This is a genomic window from Pseudomonas sp. MIL9, from assembly GCF_016887925.1.
GTDB classification, from domain to species: Bacteria; Pseudomonadota; Gammaproteobacteria; order Pseudomonadales; family Pseudomonadaceae; genus Aquipseudomonas; species Aquipseudomonas mohnii.
Window position 1 is genome coordinate 98,720 of the sequence record NZ_JAFEHE010000020.1, and the last position, 18,140, is coordinate 116,859.

An 18,140-nucleotide genomic window follows, 5' to 3' on the forward strand; every position below is an offset into this window, starting at 1 on the left:
GCTCCAGGTACTACTTCAGTTCAGGCAGACGAGCTTCGTTCTTTACCTCGGCCTTGGCGATCGCATCGGCGGGCAGCACCACCCGCTGTTTGCTCAACAATTGGCCCATGTTCGCCAGTACACGGTACATCGAAAACTCCTCGGTGTAGCGCACTTCGGTGTAGCGGCGGTTGGCGTTGTAGAGCTCGTTTTCACTGTCCAACAGGTCGAGCAGGGTGCGTTGGCCAAGGCCGAACTGATCCTGATAGGCCACGCGCACGCGTTTACTGGTCTCGGCGTATTCACGGGCGGTCGGGGTCTGTTTCTTGGCGTTGACCATGGCGTTCCAGGCCAGGTGGATGTTTTCGTTGAGCTGGCGCAGGGCATTGTTCCGGATGTCCATCGCCTGATTGATCTTGTGCGCATCGGAGGCCATGCGAGCCTTGTCGCTGCCGCCGCGGAACAGGTTGTAGTTCATCACCACGCCCACGCGCCATTCGTTGTCATGGCCTTCTTCGCCCGCAATGTTGTTGTTCGCTCCGACGGCGGCTTCAGCATCGAAGCGCGGGTAGAACGGCGACTTGGCCACTTCGTACTGGCTTTCGGCGGATTGCACGTCAGCCTGGGCGGATTTCAGGTAAGGGTTGTTCTCCACCATGCTCTGCTGCGCTTCCTGCAGCGACGCAGGCACTTCGCCTCGGGTCGACGGCGGCGTTTCAAGCTCATCGGGCATGCGCCCCACGACGCTGTAGAAGTTCGACTCGGCGTCGGCCAGATCGACTTCGGCGGTGTCGAGATTGTTCTCTGCCAATGCCCGGCGAGCATTGGACTGGTCGGCGTCGGCGTTGCTGCCGACACCACGCTGGGTGCGCAGGCCGATCTGGTCGTTGACCCGCAAGTGCGCCTGCAGGTTGTTCTTGGCCAGTGTCACCAGTTCGCGGCGCTTGAGCACGTCGAGGTAGACCTCGATGGTGCGCAGGGCCAGATCCTGGGCGGTGCCCTGAGCGTAATAGGCCCGGGAGTTGACCACCCCTTTGGTGCGTTCGACTTCGTTGGCGGTGTTGAACCCGTCGAAGAGCATCTGCCGAAGGCGCAGTTCCGATTGGGTGTAGTTCAGGATTGCCGTGTGGTGGTTGCCGAGGGCCCGGGTGTTGGTGTTATCGCTGTACCCGCGCCCGTACGCGGCATTCAGGTCAACCGATGGATAAAAGCCCCCCTTGGCGACCTTGACGTCTTCATCAGCCGACAGACGGCTGTCTACTCGCGACGCCAGCTCCGGGTGGGTCGCGATGGTGCTCTGGATCGCCTCGGTCAATGACATGGCCTGCACTTGAGAAGTGCAGGACATGGCCAGCAGAACCGCGCTGCAAAGGGGTGTTAAGAGGCGCATGGGTACATCTCCCTGATTCCTGATGGTGCTTTATCAGTCGCCAATTATTTGACGACTTTTATAGGTAAACCGTTTCATTGTTTTAACATCAGAGCTAAGAACATTCTGGGAAAGAGCTAAGAACTATTTCTCATAATAGTTATTCCAAAAAAAACTTATGCACTCCGCAAAATCCAGCACATTGTTCAATGCGAAAGCCCTTGATTTATGAGCTTTAGGGCGCTCTTCGGGGTTTGAGGAAAGTTCCAATCCACTTATCGACAATGGACGGAGAAGTGCTGGAGGGGAGGGATGCGTAGCAGACTGGAGTGACGGTTTTTTGTCACTTGTGTGGTTCCGGATCGTTACGCTGCGCTCGCAGGACAGGTTGGGCTGGATTTGGATCCCGATGCCATTGATTGCAAACGGGTTTGTCCAGATACGCGAACGATGTCCGTGAGTTTCACGCTGGGCGAGAATGTCGCCATAGGACGGTGGTCTACTCAGGTAAATCCGCTGACCCGCAGACAATCCGCCAGGCAACCCGCCTGAGCCATCAAGCATGTTCTCCGTGATAAATCAGGGTGCCGACAGCGGTTGGCAGCGGAGGAAATGCACATGGCTACGCTCATCGGTATTGTCAGTAAAGTCATCGGTCAGGTGTTCGCGGTGGCGGGCGACGGCACGCGTCGTGTCCTGGTCGAGGGGGACCGGTTGTTCGCCGGCGATCAACTGAATACCGGGGCCGAAGGCGCAGTAGCGGTGCATTTGCAAAATGGCCATGAGCTGACCCTCGGGCGCGGCAGCAGCCTGCAAATGACCCCTCAATTGCTGGCGGATCAGTCGCCCCATGTGGTGGACACCAATGAGTCGGTGACGCCAAGCCAGGCGCAACTCACCGATGTCGAGCAACTTCAAAAGGCCATCGCTGCCGGTGATGACCCGACGCAAACCGCCGAGGCCACGGCGGCCGGTCCAGGTTCGACCGGGCCTGCCGGTGGTGCGCTGGGCGGCGGCCACAGTTTTGTCATGCTCGAAGAAGTGGCGGGACGGGTCGATCCAACCATTGGCTTCCCCACCGCCGGCTTCAATGGCATTCCCGAGTTTCCTGAAGAGCGGTTTAACGGCGATATCAACAATGGCAACAATGGTGCCGGCACGCCGACGGCAGTCGTCACCCCCCCTGACACCACGCCGCCCGTCAACAACCCGGTCACCCTCAACGGCCTGTCCATCGAGGGCGGCGAACTGACCGTCAACGAAGCCAATCTCGCGGATGGCTCGGCCAGCAATCCCGGTGCGTTGACCCAGAGCGGCACGTTTACCGTCACGGCGCTCGACGGGCTCACCAGTCTGAGCGTCGGCGGAATCAACGTGGTCAGCGGCGGTGTGGCTGCGGGTTTTCCCCAGTCGATCACCACACCGCTGGGCAGCACCCTGACCATCACCGGATATAACCCGGCCACCGGTGTGGTGAGTTACAGCTACACCCTCAATGGCAGCGAAAACCACGCGTCCGGGGACGGTACCCAACTCAGTGAACACTTCACAGTGGTTGCCGGCGACAGCAACGGCGACGGCGCCACGGGTTCGCTGGACGTCAATATCAGTGATGACGTCCCTAAAGCCGTCGATGACAGTAACGCGGCCACGGCGTCAGAAACCCATCTGACCCTGAATGGCAGCGTACTGACCAACGATGTGCAAGGCGCCGACCGCATCCCCACCGGACCGGAAAGCGGCCCCGTGGTGGGTGGCACTTTCATCGGGACTTACGGCACGTTGGTGCTCAATGCCAATGGCACGTACACCTACACCCTCGATACCAGTGATGCGGATTTCAAGGCCCTGCATGGCGGTGGCGACGGGACCGAAACGTTCACCTACACGCTTAAGGATGCTGACGGCGATACCAGCACGGCGAATCTGGTTCTGCAGATCCACAACAACGACGACCCGGTGACGATTGGCGGACTGAACGTCGAAGGTGGCGAGCTGACGGTTTACGAAAAAAACCTCACCTACGGCAGCAACCCGGATGCGGCGGCGCTGACCCAGAGCGGCACCTTCACGGTCAATGCGCCGGACGGTTTGCAAAGCCTGACTGTGAGTGGCGTCTCGATAATCAGCGGCGGCGTTCCGGTGGGCTTCCCGCAATCGGGTAGCACTGACACGGGCGCGACCTTCACGGTCACCGGTTACAACCCGGCGACCGGTGTGGTGAGTTACAGCTACACCCTGAATTACACCGACACTCATCCGAATGCCAATGGCGCCAACAGCATCACCGAGCATTTCGAAGTCGTCGCCACCGATACCGATGGCAGCACGGCGCATGCGCAAATCGACGTCAACATCGTCGATGACGTGCCCAAAGCCAATGCCGATACAGCCTCGGTCACCGAGGGCGGTGTGGTCACCGGCAACGTGCTGGCGAACGATGTCGGCGGCGCGGATGGCCCGGCCGCCGGTGGCGGTGTGGTCGGCGTGCGTGCCGGCTCGGACACCTCGACCCCGGTGGTGGGCGGGCTGAACAGCCAGATCAACGGCACCTACGGCTACCTGACCCTGGACGCCCACGGCAACGCCGAATACCACAGCTACCCCAACAGCGTGAACGGCCCCGGCGCGACCGACACTTTCACCTACACCCTGCGTGACGGCGACGGCGACCAGAGCACCACGACCATCACCATCGACGTGAACAACAGCTGCATCAAAGCGGTCAGCGACAACGACGTGACCGTCTACGAAAAAGCCCTCGACGACACCAAGGACGGCCAGGACCTGGCGGCCGGCTACGCCACCGGCAGCGATCCACATAACGCGGGCGAGACCGCCAGCGGCACCCTGGTCGGCGCGGTCACCGGCGCCACCGGTGCGCTCAGCTACAGCCTGGTCGGCAGCGCCCAGGGCCATTTCGGGCTGATCCAGCTCAACTCCGATGGCACCTACACCTACACCCTGACGACACCGGCGAACACCACGCCGCATGCGAACGACGGCCCCAACACCGTCACTGAAACCTTCACCTACCAGGCCACCGATTCCCTGGGCAACGTGGTCACCAGCACCATCGTGGTCAACATCGTCGATGACGTGCCCAAGGCCAATGCCGATACAGCCTCGGTCACCGAGGGCGGCGTGGTCACCGGCAACGTGCTGGCAAACGATGTCGGCGGCGCGGATGGCCCGGCGGCTGGTGGCGGTGTGGTCGGCGTGCGTGCCGGCTCGGACACCTCGACCCCGGTGGTCGGCGGGCTGAACAGCCAGATCAACGGCACCTACGGTTACCTGACCCTGGACGCCCACGGCAACGCCGAATACCACAGCTACCCCAACAGCGTGAACGGCCCCGGCGCGACCGACACTTTCACCTACACCCTGCGTGACGGCGACGGCGACCAGAGCACCACGACCATCACCATCGACGTGAACAACAGCTGCATCAAAGCGGTCAGCGACAACGACGTGACCGTCTACGAAAAAGCCCTCGACGACACCAAGGACGGCCAGGACCTGGCGGCCGGCTACGCCACCGGCAGCGATCCACATAACACGGGCGAGACCGCCAGCGGCACCCTGGTCGGCGCGGTCACCGGCGCCACCGGTGCGCTCAGCTACAGCCTGGTCGGCAGCGCCCAGGGCCATTTCGGGCTGATCCAGCTCAACTCCGACGGCACCTACACCTACACCCTGACGACACCGGCGAACACCACGCCGCACGCGAACGACGGTGCCAACACTGTCACTGAAACCTTCACCTACCAGGCCACCGATTCCCTGGGCAACGTGGTCACCAGCACCATCGTGGTCAACATCGTCGATGACGTGCCCAAGGCCAATGCCGATACAGCCTCGGTCACCGAGGGCGGCGTGGTCACCGGCAACGTGCTGGCGAACGATGTCGGCGGCGCGGATGGCCCGGCCGCCGGTGGCGGTGTGGTCGGCGTGCGTGCCGGCTCGGATACCTCGACCCCGGTGGTCGGCGGGCTGAACAGCCAGATCAACGGCACCTACGGTTACCTGACCCTGGACGCCCACGGCAACGCCGAATACCACAGCTACCCCAACAGCGTGAACGGCCCCGGCGCGACCGACACTTTCACCTACACCCTGCGTGACGGCGACGGCGACCAGAGCACCACGACCATCACCATCGACGTGAACAACAGCTGCATCAAAGCGGTCAGCGACAACGACGTGACCGTCTACGAAAAAGCCCTCGACGACACCAAGGACGGCCAGGACCTGGCGGCCGGCTACGCCACCGGCAGCGATCCACATAACGCGGGCGAGACGGCCAGCGGCACCCTGGTCGGCGCGGTCACCGGCGCCACTGGTGCGATCAGCTACAGCCTGGTCGGCAGCGCTACCGGGACTTACGGGCAGATTCTGCTCAACCCCGATGGCACCTACACCTACACCCTGACCTCGGCACCGAAAACCACCCCAGGTGCCAACGATGGCGCCAACACCCTGAGTGAAAGCTTTACCTACAAAGCCACCGACGCGGCGGGCAACACCACCACCAGCACTATCGTGGTCAATATCGTCGATGACGTGCCCAAGGCCGTGGGTTCGGAGCGCTCAGTGACAGCTGTTGAGATCGACTCCAACCTGCTGCTGGTGATCGACGTGTCTGGCAGTATGGCCGACCCCTCTGGCGTACAAGGTCTGTCGCGGCTGGATCTGGCCAAGCAGGCGATCAGTGCCTTGCTCGACAAGTACGACGACCTCGGCGACGTCAAAGTGCAGATCGTCACCTTCAGCGGCGGTGCCACCGACAAGACCCCGATCTGGGTGGATGTCGCAACGGCAAAATCGATCATCTCCGGCCTGGCGGCGGGCGGTAACACCAACTACGACGCCGCCGTGGCTGCGGCGAAAACGGCATTCGACACCAGTGGCAAACTGACAGGAGCGCAAAACGTCGGCTATTTCTTCTCTGATGGCAAACCCAACGAAGGTGCTATCGGGTCGCAGGACGAGGCTGCCTGGAAGGCATTCCTTGAATCCAGGGACATCAAGAACTATGCGATTGGCCTGGGTGACGGTGTGGGCAATGCCAACCTCGATCCACTGGCGTATGACGGCACCACCACGCCTGGCAACAACACCAACGCGGTAGTGGTCAGCGACCTCAATCAACTGAGTTCGGTACTGTCGGGCACGGTGATTGGCGCACCGGTTACCGGTTCGCTGTTGGGCGAAGGCGGAACGTTCGGTGCCGATGGTGGCTTCATCAAATCGATTACCGTTGATGGCACCACCTACACCTATGACCCGAAAGGCAACCTCAACCAGGGTTCCCTGGGCTTCAGCGGTGGCGCCAACCACGGCACTTTCAACACGGTCGACAACACCCTGAGCATCGCCACCGATAACAAGGGCACCCTGGTGGTGAACCTCGACACCGGTGAATACAACTACGTGTCGCAGAAGGCCACGTCGGTGGTGATCACCGAAAACATCGGCTTCACCGTCAGCGACAACGACGGCGATCTCGCCAGTTCGAACCTGGTGGTCAAAGTCGTTCCGAACGCGCCACCCGTGGCGGTCGATGATCACATCATCACCAACGTACTGTCGGGCAGTGTGACGGTGCCGGGTGAATTGCTGCTGGCTAACGATACTGACGCCAATGGTGATCCGCTCACGGTGTCGCCGACGACCTACAACACCGGCTGGATCTCCAAGGCAGTGGACTTCACCGGTACCGGCGCGATCAACTTCAAGGGAACCAACGCCAACAACAGCGCTAACCAGAACCTGGCCGATGTGCGCAGTTCGTTCTCGGCCAATGCCGCCACCATGACAGCGGTGCTGGTGGTCAGTGGTTACCTCGGTGCGGTGAACAGTTCCAGCGCCAACGTCAACGATGAGGATCGCATCACCGTCAATCTGAAACAGGGCGAAACCCTCAACCTGGATCACAACCTGATGGCCGGTCACGTGGCCATGGAGTACTCGATCAACGGTGGGGCGTGGAACACCCTCGCGGACGGGCAAACCCTTACCGCGACGTCAGATGCGACCTACCAGATTCACATCACCAACATCACCAATAGCAGTGGCAGCAACGCCAACGGGGCGGAAAACTACCAACTGACCATGACCCTCAACTACGCCGGTGCCCATGACATTGCCCCAGATTACCACGGCACCTACACCGCCAGCGACAGCCATGGTGGCAGCGACAGCGCCCACCTGACCATCAGCTACCAGGACAGTCACATCCTCACCGGGACGGCGGGCAATGACACGCTGGTGGCGGGCAACGGCGACAACATCCTCAATGCCGGTGACGGTAATGACATCCTCACGGCAGGCACCGGCGACAACGAGCTGCACGGCGGCGCCGGCAACGACTTGCTCTACAGTGGTCCGGGCAATGATCTGCTCGACGGTGGCATCGGCAACGACACTGCCAGCTACGCCCATGCCACGGCCGGAGTCACGGTCGACCTGAGCCTGCTCGGCGCTCAGAACACCATTGGCGCCGGCACCGATACCCTGACCGGCATCGAAAACCTGACGGGCTCCAACTACAACGACACCCTGACCGGCGACAACAACAGCAACATCATCAATGGTGGCCTCGGAAACGATGTGCTCAATGGCGGGGGCGGCGATGATTTCCTGATCGGCGGCCTGGGCAACAACACCCTCACCGGCGGAGCCGGGGCCGACACTTTCGAGTGGCTCAAGGGCAACAGCGGTCACGACGTAGTTACCGACTTCGCACCGGGCACCGACAAACTGGACTTGTCGCAGTTGCTGCAAGGGGAAAACAACACCGCGGCATCGCTGGATGACTATCTGCACTTCACCGTCAGTGGCAGCGGTGCGTCAGTGGTGACCAGCATCGACGTCAGTGCATTGGCCGGCGCGGCGCCGAACCAGACCATCGATCTGGCAGGCGTCAACCTGGCGAGCCATTACGGAGTGACGCCGGGTGCGGGCGGGGTGATTACAGGGGCGGATACGGCGACCATCATCAACGGGATGCTCAATGATCATTCGTTGAAGGTGGATACCGTTTGATCTGAAAAAGGCCGCAGCCTCCGGTAGCTCCTGCCTGGGATCGTCTGGATCCCGTAGGAGCCGCCGAAGGCTGCGATCTGTTGATCTTGCTGGTCTCACATCGGTTCAGGCGGGCCGATCAATCTTCCCATTACCCCAAATACCCCCAACTCTCTGATCGCCTCCAGCTCACCCTGGGTCTCGACCATTTCTGCAATCAACGGCAGGTCAATGCTGTTGGTGGCCCTGAAGATCGCCTCGATGAACAGCCGTTTGTCTCGCTGCTCATCAATGTGCCTGATGTAGGCTCCATCGATTTTCAAGTAAGCCAGACCCAGTTGCGTCAAGTTGCCGATCTGGCTGAAGCTGCCGCCAAAATGCTGCAGGCCGATGCGGTAACCGGTGTTGAGCACACTGTGACTCAGCCGTTGCAGTTCGTCTGCGGGCGGCAGTTGGCATTCGTCGATTTCCAGGGTCAACAGCGGTGCAAGATCCGGCAGTGATTCGAGCATGTCGAGGATCAGTCGCAGCTGCGCCCGGTCGCGCAGGGTACTGCCGGACAAGCTCAGCGCCAGTGGCCAGCGGTTGGCGGCGAGGTATTCGAGGGTGGCTTCGAGCATCGCCAGATCGAAGCGTGCCGACCAGCCCAGACGCTCGATCCACGGCAGGAAATGTCCGGCGGCAATCGCTTCGCCCTGCGGGTCGATCAGACGCGCGAGGACTTTGTGGTGCAGCACCTGGCGGAGGTCAGCGCATTGCACCACCGGCTGAAAATACAGCTGCAGTTTGCCTTGGGTCAGGGCGTCGTCGAGCCAGGCACGCCAGTCATGTTGAGGCTGATTCGGTACGGTCTCGTGGTGCCCCAGCAGCACCCAGGGGCGGTCGGAGCGTTGCCGGGCTTGAGTCAGTGCATGGTCCAGGCGCATGAGCACGTCGCTGGCCGGCTCACCGGGGTGATAGGCGACAATGCCCAAATGGGCGACGGGCGTGCAATCGCTGGCGCCGGTCTGCCGCAGGTTTTCCAAGGGGGCGCTGATCTCGGCGGCCAGTCGCTCGGCACCCTCGGTGTTCAGTCCCGGCATCAGCAGGCTGAATTCGCCGCCACGGTTGCGTGCCGCCAGCCAGGCGCGCCGTTCGGGCAATTGGGTCAAGCGCTTGAGCAATTCGCCTATCGCGCTGATCAATGCATCGGTGCGTTGCCCGCCAAGACGTTGGTTGAGTCCCACCAGATCGTTGATCTGCAGCATCAGTAAATGGCCGTCGCTGTTTTGCTCATCGACCAGTAAGTAATCGGCCAGTTGCTCATCCAGCAAGCGACGGTTGGCCAACCCGGTCAGGCTGTCCTGATAGGACTCGCGGCGTAGTTGTTCACTGCGTTCGGCTTCTTCGGCGAATAACGCTTTGAGTTTCTCGACCATCTGGTTCATTGCCAGCACCACCCGTTTCAATTCCGGTGTGCGTGGCAATTTCGGCAGGCTCAGGAACTCATGCTTGCTGATGGCTTCGGCCTGTCTGACCAAGGCGTCCAGCGGGCGAAATTGCCGACGCAGCAACCAGCCACCGAAGACGGCACTGAGCAATCCGCATACCAGCAGCCAGATCAGGCTGCCAAGGGTGCTGTCCCAGAGTTTGGCCAGGGCGAATTGCGGGTTGCTCAACACTTCCACGCGTGCCGCTTGCTCCCAGCCGCGCATGATCAGCGCGTCGCCCCCCTCGATACGCAGGTTCACCAGGCTGACGAACCACCCTGGTACGCCCTCGATACGCCCGGCAACGTTGCGCTCTACCAGCACCTGCTGATTCGCGACATCGATAATGCGAATGCTGTTGAAGTAGCCACTGTCGAAAATTGAACTGACCATCAGCTCCATCATGGCCGGATCATCGATCTGTGCCGTCAGCGACAAGCCCAATGCAGTGGCGGCGTCCTGGGCATGGGAACGCAGTTGACCGAGCATCTGTTCGCGGGAGCTTTCCAGGCTGACAAAGAAACTGCCACTGAACGCCACCAGCAGAAACAGGCAAATGGCGAGAAACAATTGGTTGCGCAGTTTCATCGAACGCTCCTTGCTGTGGCCGTTAACCGTTGCCCACGGAGAACCCTTCGGCCTGCATCTTTTTCAGGACGTCTTGCCAGCGCGACAGTTTTTTCGAGTCGCTGCTGCGATTGCCGCCCTTGGCACCGGGTAGGTAGAGGCCTTCGGCATTGAAGGCATACACCGGCAACAAGTCTTTGCGTTGGGAGGCGGGGCGGATGTCACCGATCAGGTTATCCAGCACCAGCGGGTCGGCGGCAGGGCTGCTGTAGAAGGTCAGCACCATATGCGCCTGGTTCTGGGTCAGCGCCTTGACGTAGGTAATGCGCAGTTTCTCGCTGGGAATGCCGAGTTGCCGCAGGCTGAAATATTTCGCCAGTGCGTAGTCCTCACAATCCGCGGCGCCCTTGATCAAGGATTCGGCGGGCGTGGCCCAGTAGTCGGTCTGATGCCAGACGCGGCTATCGTCCTGAAAATTCAGTTGTTGATTGAAGAAGCGATTGACCGCATTGAGTTGTTCGCCCTCAGGCGCGTTGCGTTCGCCCTGGAGCATTTGACTCCAGGCCACGATACGTCTCTCTTCAAGGCCGAGGGGGCCGTAACGCTGTCCGACGCTTTCAAAAATCTGTGCAAAATCCCAATAGGCCGAGACGCTGGTCAGGCCAGTCAACAGAAACGCAGCCAATAGCAGTCGTCCGCCGATCCGAAGTCGGAACGTTGGCCATCCTGGACTTCGCTGGCTGCGGGACATGTCCGGCTGCTCGTGTGTTGAGTGTTGAAGTCTAGGTGGTGTTTGCCGCGAAGAGGGGCAGGTCGTCGGATGAAGGTGTCGCGCAGGGCGGCCTGCGTGGCGAAGGCGACACAGACGTTCAGGATTTGTGCAGGGTTTTCTGGCGAAGGATATAGATCGTCACCAGCACCGCGCTGGTCAGCATGAAGCCGCGAGCCCAGGGCAGGGGCACGAGATAGCAGGAGAACAGGATGCTCGCCCACATCAGGCCGATGGCATAGACCTTGCCCTTGAGCGGAATGCCATTGCCATCGAGGTAGTCGCGAATCCAGGGGCCAAGGTGCCGATGCTCCACCAGCCATCGATAAAAGCGCGGCGAACTGCGGGCGAAACAGGCGGCCGCCAGCAGCAGGAAGGGCGTGGTGGGCAATACCGGCAGAAAAATCCCGATCACCCCCAGCGCTACGCTGAGCCAGCCGATGGTCAGCAACACGTAACGCAACATCAGGGGGCGGTTGCCTATGGGGGCGTCCATAGGCGGGACCTTAGTGGTGACGTGGCTTGAGGATCGCCGGTTTTTCGTCTGGCGCGTTGCACAGCAGGTACAGCGCGGTCAGGGCTTCCGGGATCTGTACGATCATGTCGTCCATCAGGTTGGCGTCGGCGGCGATGTCGGAGAACTCCGGTTGCTCGTCGAACAGGCCCGAACCGACCATGATCGGCAGCAACATCTCGCTGACTTCATCTTCGGCGGTTTCGAACCAGGCTTCTTCGCGCAGGAACACGCCTTCCATGAAACCGATGCACCAGCCGCGCAGATCGGAATCGTCCGGGTCTTCGCCCAGGTCCAGGTCGCAGGGCAACTCGAACTCTTCATCAGACGCCAGTTGACGGGCGATGTGCGCCTTGAGGGCCAGCAACGTGGATTCGATCGCTTCGCGCTCGGTGTCGTCGGCGTAATGCGGCTCTTCGGCGAAGAGTGCGTCGATCCACTCACGATCCGGAACGACTTCGGAACAGATCGACAGCGCGGTGAGGTAGCCGTGGGCGGCCACGTAGTCCAGCGCCTCGTCATGCAGTTCATCGGCGTCGAGGAAGACTTGCAGGCGGGTTAGTTGCTCAGCGAAGGACATTAAAGGACTACCTTGGGGAATTAACAGATGCGGGAATTCTAGGCCTTCTTGAGCGCTCAGGCCAGCCGCGCGGCATATTTGCACCGCATTCCCCGTGGGAGCGAGCTTGCTCGCGATGAGGTCGTCACATCCAGCATCGTCGCTGCCTGATCCGCCGCCATCGCGAGCAAGCTCAAGCCCACAGGATTTGTACGGTGTTGTTGGAGTGTCTTATCAGCGGCGCCCTTTGCCGGACAGTGCTCGGGTATACTCGCGCGTTTTGTGATGCCCTGCTGGCGTCCCGGCTGAAATGTGAAGCGACATGCAACACACACTTACGATTTGTCGGTGTGGTGCTGGCGTTTCTGAACCAGCCTTGCAGGGATGTTTCGGTGATTTTTGGAGTTTTTATGCTCGAACAGGCTCAACGCGTCCTCAAGGACATCTTCGGCTACGACAGTTTCCGTGGCCGTCAGGGTGCAATCATTGAGCGCGTGGCCAGCGGCGGCGATGCCCTGGTTCTGATGCCTACCGGTGGCGGCAAATCCTTGTGCTTCCAGGTGCCGGCGCTGTTGCGCGATGGCCTGGCCGTCGTGGTGTCGCCGCTGATTGCCTTGATGGACGATCAGGTCGCGACGCTCGAAGAGCTGGGCGTGGCCGCCGCCGCGTTGAACTCCACCCTCAGTGCCGAGCAACAGCGCGACCTGGCGGCCCGCATCAAGCGCGGCGAAGTGAAAATGCTCTATCTCGCGCCGGAACGGCTGGTCCAGCCACGCATGCTGGCGTTCCTGCAAGGGTTGAACATCGCTCTGTTCGCCATTGACGAAGCGCACTGTGTGTCGCAATGGGGCCATGATTTCCGCCCGGAGTACCTGCAACTGGGCCAGTTGGCGGAAATGTTCCCCGATGTGCCACGCATCGCCCTGACCGCCACCGCCGACAAACGCACCCGGGAAGAGATTGTCACTCGCCTGCACTTGCAGAACGCCGAGCGCTTCCTGTCGAGCTTTGATCGGCCGAACATCTTTTATCGCATCGTGCCCAAGGAGCAGCCGCGCAAGCAGTTGCTGGCGTTTCTCGCCGAACGGCGCAGCGATGCCGGCATTGTGTATTGCCTGTCGCGCAAAAAGGTCGAGGAGGTGGCGGCATTCCTCAGTGAACAAGGCTTCCCGGCGCTGCCCTACCACGCCGGGTTGCCCAACGATTTGCGCGCCTACCACCAGAAGCGCTTCCTCAACGAGGAAGGCCTGATCATGGTCGCCACCGTGGCGTTCGGCATGGGTATCGACAAACCCAACGTACGTTTTGTCGCACACCTCGATCTGCCGAAATCCCTTGAGGCCTACTACCAGGAAACCGGTCGCGGCGGGCGTGACGGCCTGCCGGCAGACGCCTGGATGGCCTACGGCCTGCAAGACGTGGTGATGCTCAAGCAGATGCTGCAGAACTCCGAAGGCGACGAACGCCACAAGCGCCTGGAGCAGCACAAGCTCGACGCCATGCTCTCGCTGTGCGAAGAAACCCGCTGCCGCCGCCAGACCCTGCTGGCCTATTTCGACGAGGACATGCCCGAGCCCTGTGGTCATTGCGACAACTGTGTCGACGGCGTGCAGACCTGGGACGCCACCGAGCCCGCCCGTCAGGCGCTTTCGGCGATCTACCGCACCGGCCAGCGCTACGGTGTCGGGCATTTGGTGGATGTATTGCTGGGCAAGGACAACGAAAAGGTCCGCAGTTTCGGTCATCAACACCTGTCGGTTTTCGGTGTCGGCAAAGCAATGGCCGAAGGCGAATGGCGCTCGTTGTTCCGACAACTGGTTGCCCGGGGGCTGGCGGATATCGACCTGGAAGGTTACGGCGGCTTGCGCCTGAGTGACAGCTGCCGGCCGCTGCTCAAGGGTGAAGTGACTCTGGAACTGCGCCGCGACCTCAAGGCGCAAACCACGACCAAAAGCAGCAAGAGCCAGGCAAGCCAACTGGTGCGTGGCGAAGAACGCGAACAGTGGGAAGCCTTGCGTGCCCTGCGCCGCAAGCTCGCCGAAGAACACGGTGTGCCGCCTTACGTCATCTTCCCGGATTCCACCTTGCTGGAAATGCTCCGCAGCCAGCCCACGTCCCTGGCGGAAATGGCCACGGTCAGTGGCGTCGGCGCACGCAAGCTGGAACGTTATGGCGAGGCCTTCCTCGAGGTTCTCGGCGGCCAGGTCGAGGCACCGAAGGCAGTGGCCGATGTGCGCCACGAATTGATCACCCTGGCGCGCGCCGGCATGACGCCGCTGCAGATTGCCGGTCAGCTGCAATGCTCGGAAAAGAACGTCTACACCATGCTGGCCGAGGCCATTGGCAAGCAGCAGCTATCGCTGGAACAGGCACTGGATTTGCCCGAGGACTTAATGGGCGAAGTCCAGGATGCGTTCCTCGACGGCGAAGGCGAGTTACCGCCGGTGTCGGAGATTTCCGCGCTGTTTGCAGGCCGGGTGCCGGAAGGTGTTTTGTACTGTGTACGGGCTGCATTGCAGTCCGAATTCGAGATTTGAGTGATCTGTCGTGCTGATGTAACGATTCACTACAGATCAAGCCTTGCCTCAGGGCAAGGCTCATGCTTAGCTGACTAATAATTAGGTTTTCTCTATTTCAGTCTAATCATGAGTGTTTTATGCCGTTAACCGATCAACACCGCTTTGGCATGCAATTGGCACAGATGTCGCGCGGCTGGCGTGCCGAACTCGACCGCCGACTGGCCGGGCTCGGACTGTCCCAGGCGCGTTGGCTGGTGCTGCTGCACCTGGCGCGTTTCGACGAAGCCCCGACGCAACGTGAACTGGCGCAAAGCGTCGGCGTGGAAGGCCCCACCCTGGCCCGCCTGCTCGATAGCCTGGAAAGCCAGGGCCTGGTACAGCGTCAAGCGGTGCTGGAAGACCGTCGAGCAAAGAAGATCGTCCTCTGCGCCCCGGCGCTCCCCCTGATCGAACAAATTGAAACCATTGCCACGCAACTGCGCCACGAGCTGTTCGAAGGCGTGGATGAGGCGGATTTGGCGGTGTGCATGCGGGTTCATGGGCACATTCTTGGCAATCTTGAAAAATCTTGAGGCATAACCCCGCGCCAGGCTTGTGAGAGGCCGCATTGAGCAGACTATAAGAACTACTGCGCGATATCGTGTTCGTACCGGATGTGCGAACACGTGCAGGTTGGTTCTGGTCACTAAGGGATGCTCATGCTTGAGAGTCGGCTTTTCGTTGTACGCTGTTGCACCCGATTGTTGCTGGTCGGTGCCGTTGTCACTTACTCGGCATTGGCGTCAGCGCTGGGACTCGGTGAAATGACCGTTCACTCGGCATTGAATCAGCCGCTGCGAGCCGACATCGCGCTTCTGGATGCCGCAGGTCTGGAGGAGGGCGAACTGTCGGCCAGCCTGGCGACAGCGGACGAATTCAGCCGGGCCGGTGTCGAGCGGGTGCTCTTCCTTGATAACCTGAAGTTCACCCCCATCCTGCGGGGCAACCGTCGCCTGATCCAGGTCACATCTAACAAACCGGTCAATGAACCCTTCCTGAATTTCCTCGTACAGCTCAATCAGCGCAACGGCCGCTTGCTGCGCGAGTACACGGTGCTGATTGACCCTCCGGGATCAACAAATATTGTGCCGGCAACGGATGAACCGTTGATCGGCCGACCCTCTTCCGAATTTCCGAGTGTCCAGCCTGCCGTCGCGCCACTTCCTGCGCGCAAGGAACCGCCCAGGCCTGGCGCCGCTCCAGTGAATGATCCGCTTTCTGAACAATTGGCCGCCAGCGTGCTGCAAAACCAGCAATTGCAGGCAAGCGTCGACGAGCTCAAGGCGACGCTCCTGGCACAGGGCGAACAGATCGCCGCTGGGAAAAAGCAGGTAGCCGAGTTGCAAACCCGGTTGGCAGAAGTTCAGCAGGCAGCAGCGGAGCCATATGAGCCTGCGGTGGTGACGCCGACGCCTGTCGTCGCAACAGAGCCCCGGACGGATTTGTCGCTGATGTTCGGGCTACCGGCGCTGGTGGTGTTGGTGTTGCTGGGATGGTTCGTTCGGCGTCGCCGCCAGCCATTTCAGACCGCCCCCGAACCTGAGGCCAAGCAAGAGCCGGTGCTGAACCGATCGGTGGAACCACGGCAGGATGTTCTGGGCAAGCAAGGTGATATCGCGGCCCATGACGCGCAACAGGCCAGCCTGCGCAGTTCCGGGTTTGCCCCACAAGAACTTCTGGAAAACCCTGCACGTCATCCCGGGTTGAGCCCTGTCGCACCAGCCGCGGTGCCCGTGGCGACAGCGTCTGGCAACGAGTACCAGTTGAACCTGGATGACCTGTCGATGGGGGCGAGTTGGGACTTGATCGACGCCATCGCACCGCCACCGAGTGCGTCTACGCTGCCGGAGCCCGAAATTGAATGGGAAATCGAACCCGTTTCCCGATCGATGGACGACAGCTTTCTCGTCGAGTTCGCCGAGCCGGTTCCATCGACGGACCTTGATCCGCCGAAACAGACGGCCCGCAGTTAATGGGCCGGCACCCGATAATCCTGGGTGTAAGGAACTATTGTGGCGAGGGGGGAAGCTCCCTCGCCACAGATGTGATGTGTTGTAAGCTGGAGCGCATTCAAACGTCAGTCTTTATGCCTCAGGGAACCTGTCTTTCATGACCGCGAGCAAACCGGAAATCGTCATCACTTATTGCACCCAATGTCAGTGGCTGTTGCGCGCTGCCTGGCTGGCCCAGGAGCTGCTCAGCACGTTCGGCGATGATCTCGGCAAAGTGTCCCTGGTACCCGGCACGGGCGGGGTCTTTCACATTTTCTGCGACGAGGTGCAAATCTGGGAGCGCAAGGCTGACGGTGGGTTTCCCGAGGCCAAGGTTCTGAAACAGCGGGTCCGCGATCAAATCGATCCGGACCGGGATCTCGGACACAACGACCGCACTCAGTGAGAGGCGGCCTCTGCGGCGACGGCTTTCTTGCTCGAACCGCCCGCAAGCCTGCTGGACACCACAATCGCGACGATGATCAGCGCACCGCCCAGCAACATGCGCAGGGTCGGGTTTTCATCGAATAACAGCCAGGCCACCGTGATCCCGTAAACCGGCTCCAGGGCGAAGACCACGGCGGCGGTCCGGGCCTTGATCACGGCGAGACTGGCGACGAACAGGCTGTGGGCAACGCCGGTGCAGAACACCCCCAGCAGGCCGATCCACAGCCAGTCGATGGCACGCACCTCGCTCAATTGTGGCGCCGCCATCGGCAACAGGCACAGGGCAACCACCACGTTCTGACATAACGCTGCCTGCACCGGCGGAATGCGACCGGAACTGACGCGATTGGTCAGCGACAGCAGGGCAAACAATAGACCTGACGCCACTGCCCAGAGCAGGCCGGTGGTAGCGCCGCTGGCCAGATCGAACGCTGGCGTCACCAGCACCAACCCGATACTGACCAGCACGACCAGCAGGATCTCATTGGCGCGAATGCGTTCGCGGAAAATCAGGCCTTCGAGGATGACGGTAAAGGCCGGGAAACTGGCAAAACCGAGCGTTGCGATCGCCACGCCAGCCACTTTCACTGCAATGAAGAAACTTACCCAGTGCCCGGCCAGCAACAGGCCGCTGAGCAACAGTCGACGCCAGTCCACGGCTTCAAGGGTTTGCCAGCGGCTCTGGCGGGCGAATCGTGCAAAAAATGCCAGCGCCAGCACTGCGAATGCCGCGCGGCCGAAAACGATGATGGCCGGTGAGGCCGCGGCGAGTTTTCCGAATACGCCGGTCAGGCCAAACATCAGTGCGCCGATATGCAGGGCGCCAAGGGCGGTACGGGGAGTCATTGCAGTCCTTGATAAACATCGTGAGCCAGACCATTTAACCGCACCC

General features: G+C 61.0%; 11 protein-coding genes. 5 read left to right on the top strand and 6 right to left on the bottom strand.

Annotated features, from left to right (window positions below):
• Positions 1-10: 10 nt before the first annotated feature.
• The gene (locus tag JQF37_RS20055) at positions 11-1,369 is read right to left on the bottom strand and encodes a TolC family outer membrane protein (RefSeq protein ID WP_130211285.1); all 1,359 of its coding nucleotides are present in this window, start codon (positions 1,367-1,369) and stop codon (positions 11-13) included.
• A 597-nt stretch (positions 1,370-1,966) separates the two neighbouring features.
• On the opposite strand from JQF37_RS20055, the gene JQF37_RS20060 reads away from it, so the two are divergent.
• Positions 1,967-8,395 (top strand): retention module-containing protein, encoded by a 6,429-nt coding sequence (locus JQF37_RS20060; protein ID WP_204149757.1) that lies wholly within the window; start codon positions 1,967-1,969, stop codon positions 8,393-8,395.
• A gap of 95 nt (positions 8,396-8,490) precedes the next feature.
• Here the strand turns inward: JQF37_RS20060 and lapD are convergent, their stop codons facing one another.
• The 4 genes from lapD to JQF37_RS20080 form a co-directional block, all read right to left on the bottom strand.
• Entirely contained in the window at positions 8,491-10,431 is a 1,941-nt protein-coding gene (lapD, locus tag JQF37_RS20065; protein WP_130203834.1) for a cyclic di-GMP receptor LapD, read from the bottom strand.
• 22 nt (positions 10,432-10,453) lie between these two features.
• Positions 10,454-11,161 carry a cysteine protease LapG gene (gene lapG / locus JQF37_RS20070; protein WP_130203833.1) on the bottom strand — a complete coding sequence of 236 codons (708 nt, stop codon included), beginning with the start codon at positions 11,159-11,161 and terminating at the stop codon, positions 10,454-10,456.
• Between the two features lie 118 nt (positions 11,162-11,279).
• On the bottom strand, positions 11,280-11,675 hold the full coding sequence (locus JQF37_RS20075) for a YbaN family protein (protein ID WP_047532112.1): 396 nt from the start codon (positions 11,673-11,675) through the stop codon (positions 11,280-11,282).
• Between the two features lie 10 nt (positions 11,676-11,685).
• A complete protein-coding gene (locus JQF37_RS20080) occupies positions 11,686-12,273 on the bottom strand; it encodes a YecA family protein (RefSeq protein ID WP_034146211.1) in 588 nt (195 codons plus the stop codon).
• A 389-nt stretch (positions 12,274-12,662) separates the two neighbouring features.
• Here JQF37_RS20080 and recQ point away from each other — a divergent pair, with 389 nt between their 5' ends.
• The 4 genes from recQ (at position 12,663) to JQF37_RS20100 (ending at position 17,207) form a co-directional block, all read left to right on the top strand.
• Complete coding sequence (recQ, locus tag JQF37_RS20085; RefSeq protein WP_130203832.1) at positions 12,663-14,789, top strand: DNA helicase RecQ; 2,127 nt, start codon at positions 12,663-12,665, stop codon at positions 14,787-14,789.
• Positions 14,790-14,908: 119 nt separating this feature from the next.
• Positions 14,909-15,343: a MarR family transcriptional regulator gene (locus JQF37_RS20090; RefSeq protein ID WP_047532107.1), complete on the top strand. Its 435-nt coding sequence runs from the start codon at positions 14,909-14,911 to the stop codon at positions 15,341-15,343.
• A 126-nt stretch (positions 15,344-15,469) separates the two neighbouring features.
• Positions 15,470-16,783 (top strand): peptidoglycan-binding protein LysM, encoded by a 1,314-nt coding sequence (locus JQF37_RS20095; RefSeq protein WP_130203831.1) that lies wholly within the window; start codon positions 15,470-15,472, stop codon positions 16,781-16,783.
• 136 nt (positions 16,784-16,919) lie between these two features.
• Positions 16,920-17,207, top strand: coding sequence for a SelT/SelW/SelH family protein (locus JQF37_RS20100; RefSeq protein WP_130203830.1), 288 nt, complete (start codon positions 16,920-16,922; stop codon positions 17,205-17,207).
• Here JQF37_RS20100 and JQF37_RS20105 read toward each other — a convergent pair.
• Positions 17,201-18,094 carry a DMT family transporter gene (locus JQF37_RS20105; protein ID WP_130203829.1) on the bottom strand — a complete coding sequence of 298 codons (894 nt, stop codon included), beginning with the start codon at positions 18,092-18,094 and terminating at the stop codon, positions 17,201-17,203. The genes JQF37_RS20100 and JQF37_RS20105 overlap by 7 nt on opposite strands.
• Positions 18,095-18,140: the final 46 nt, after the last annotated feature.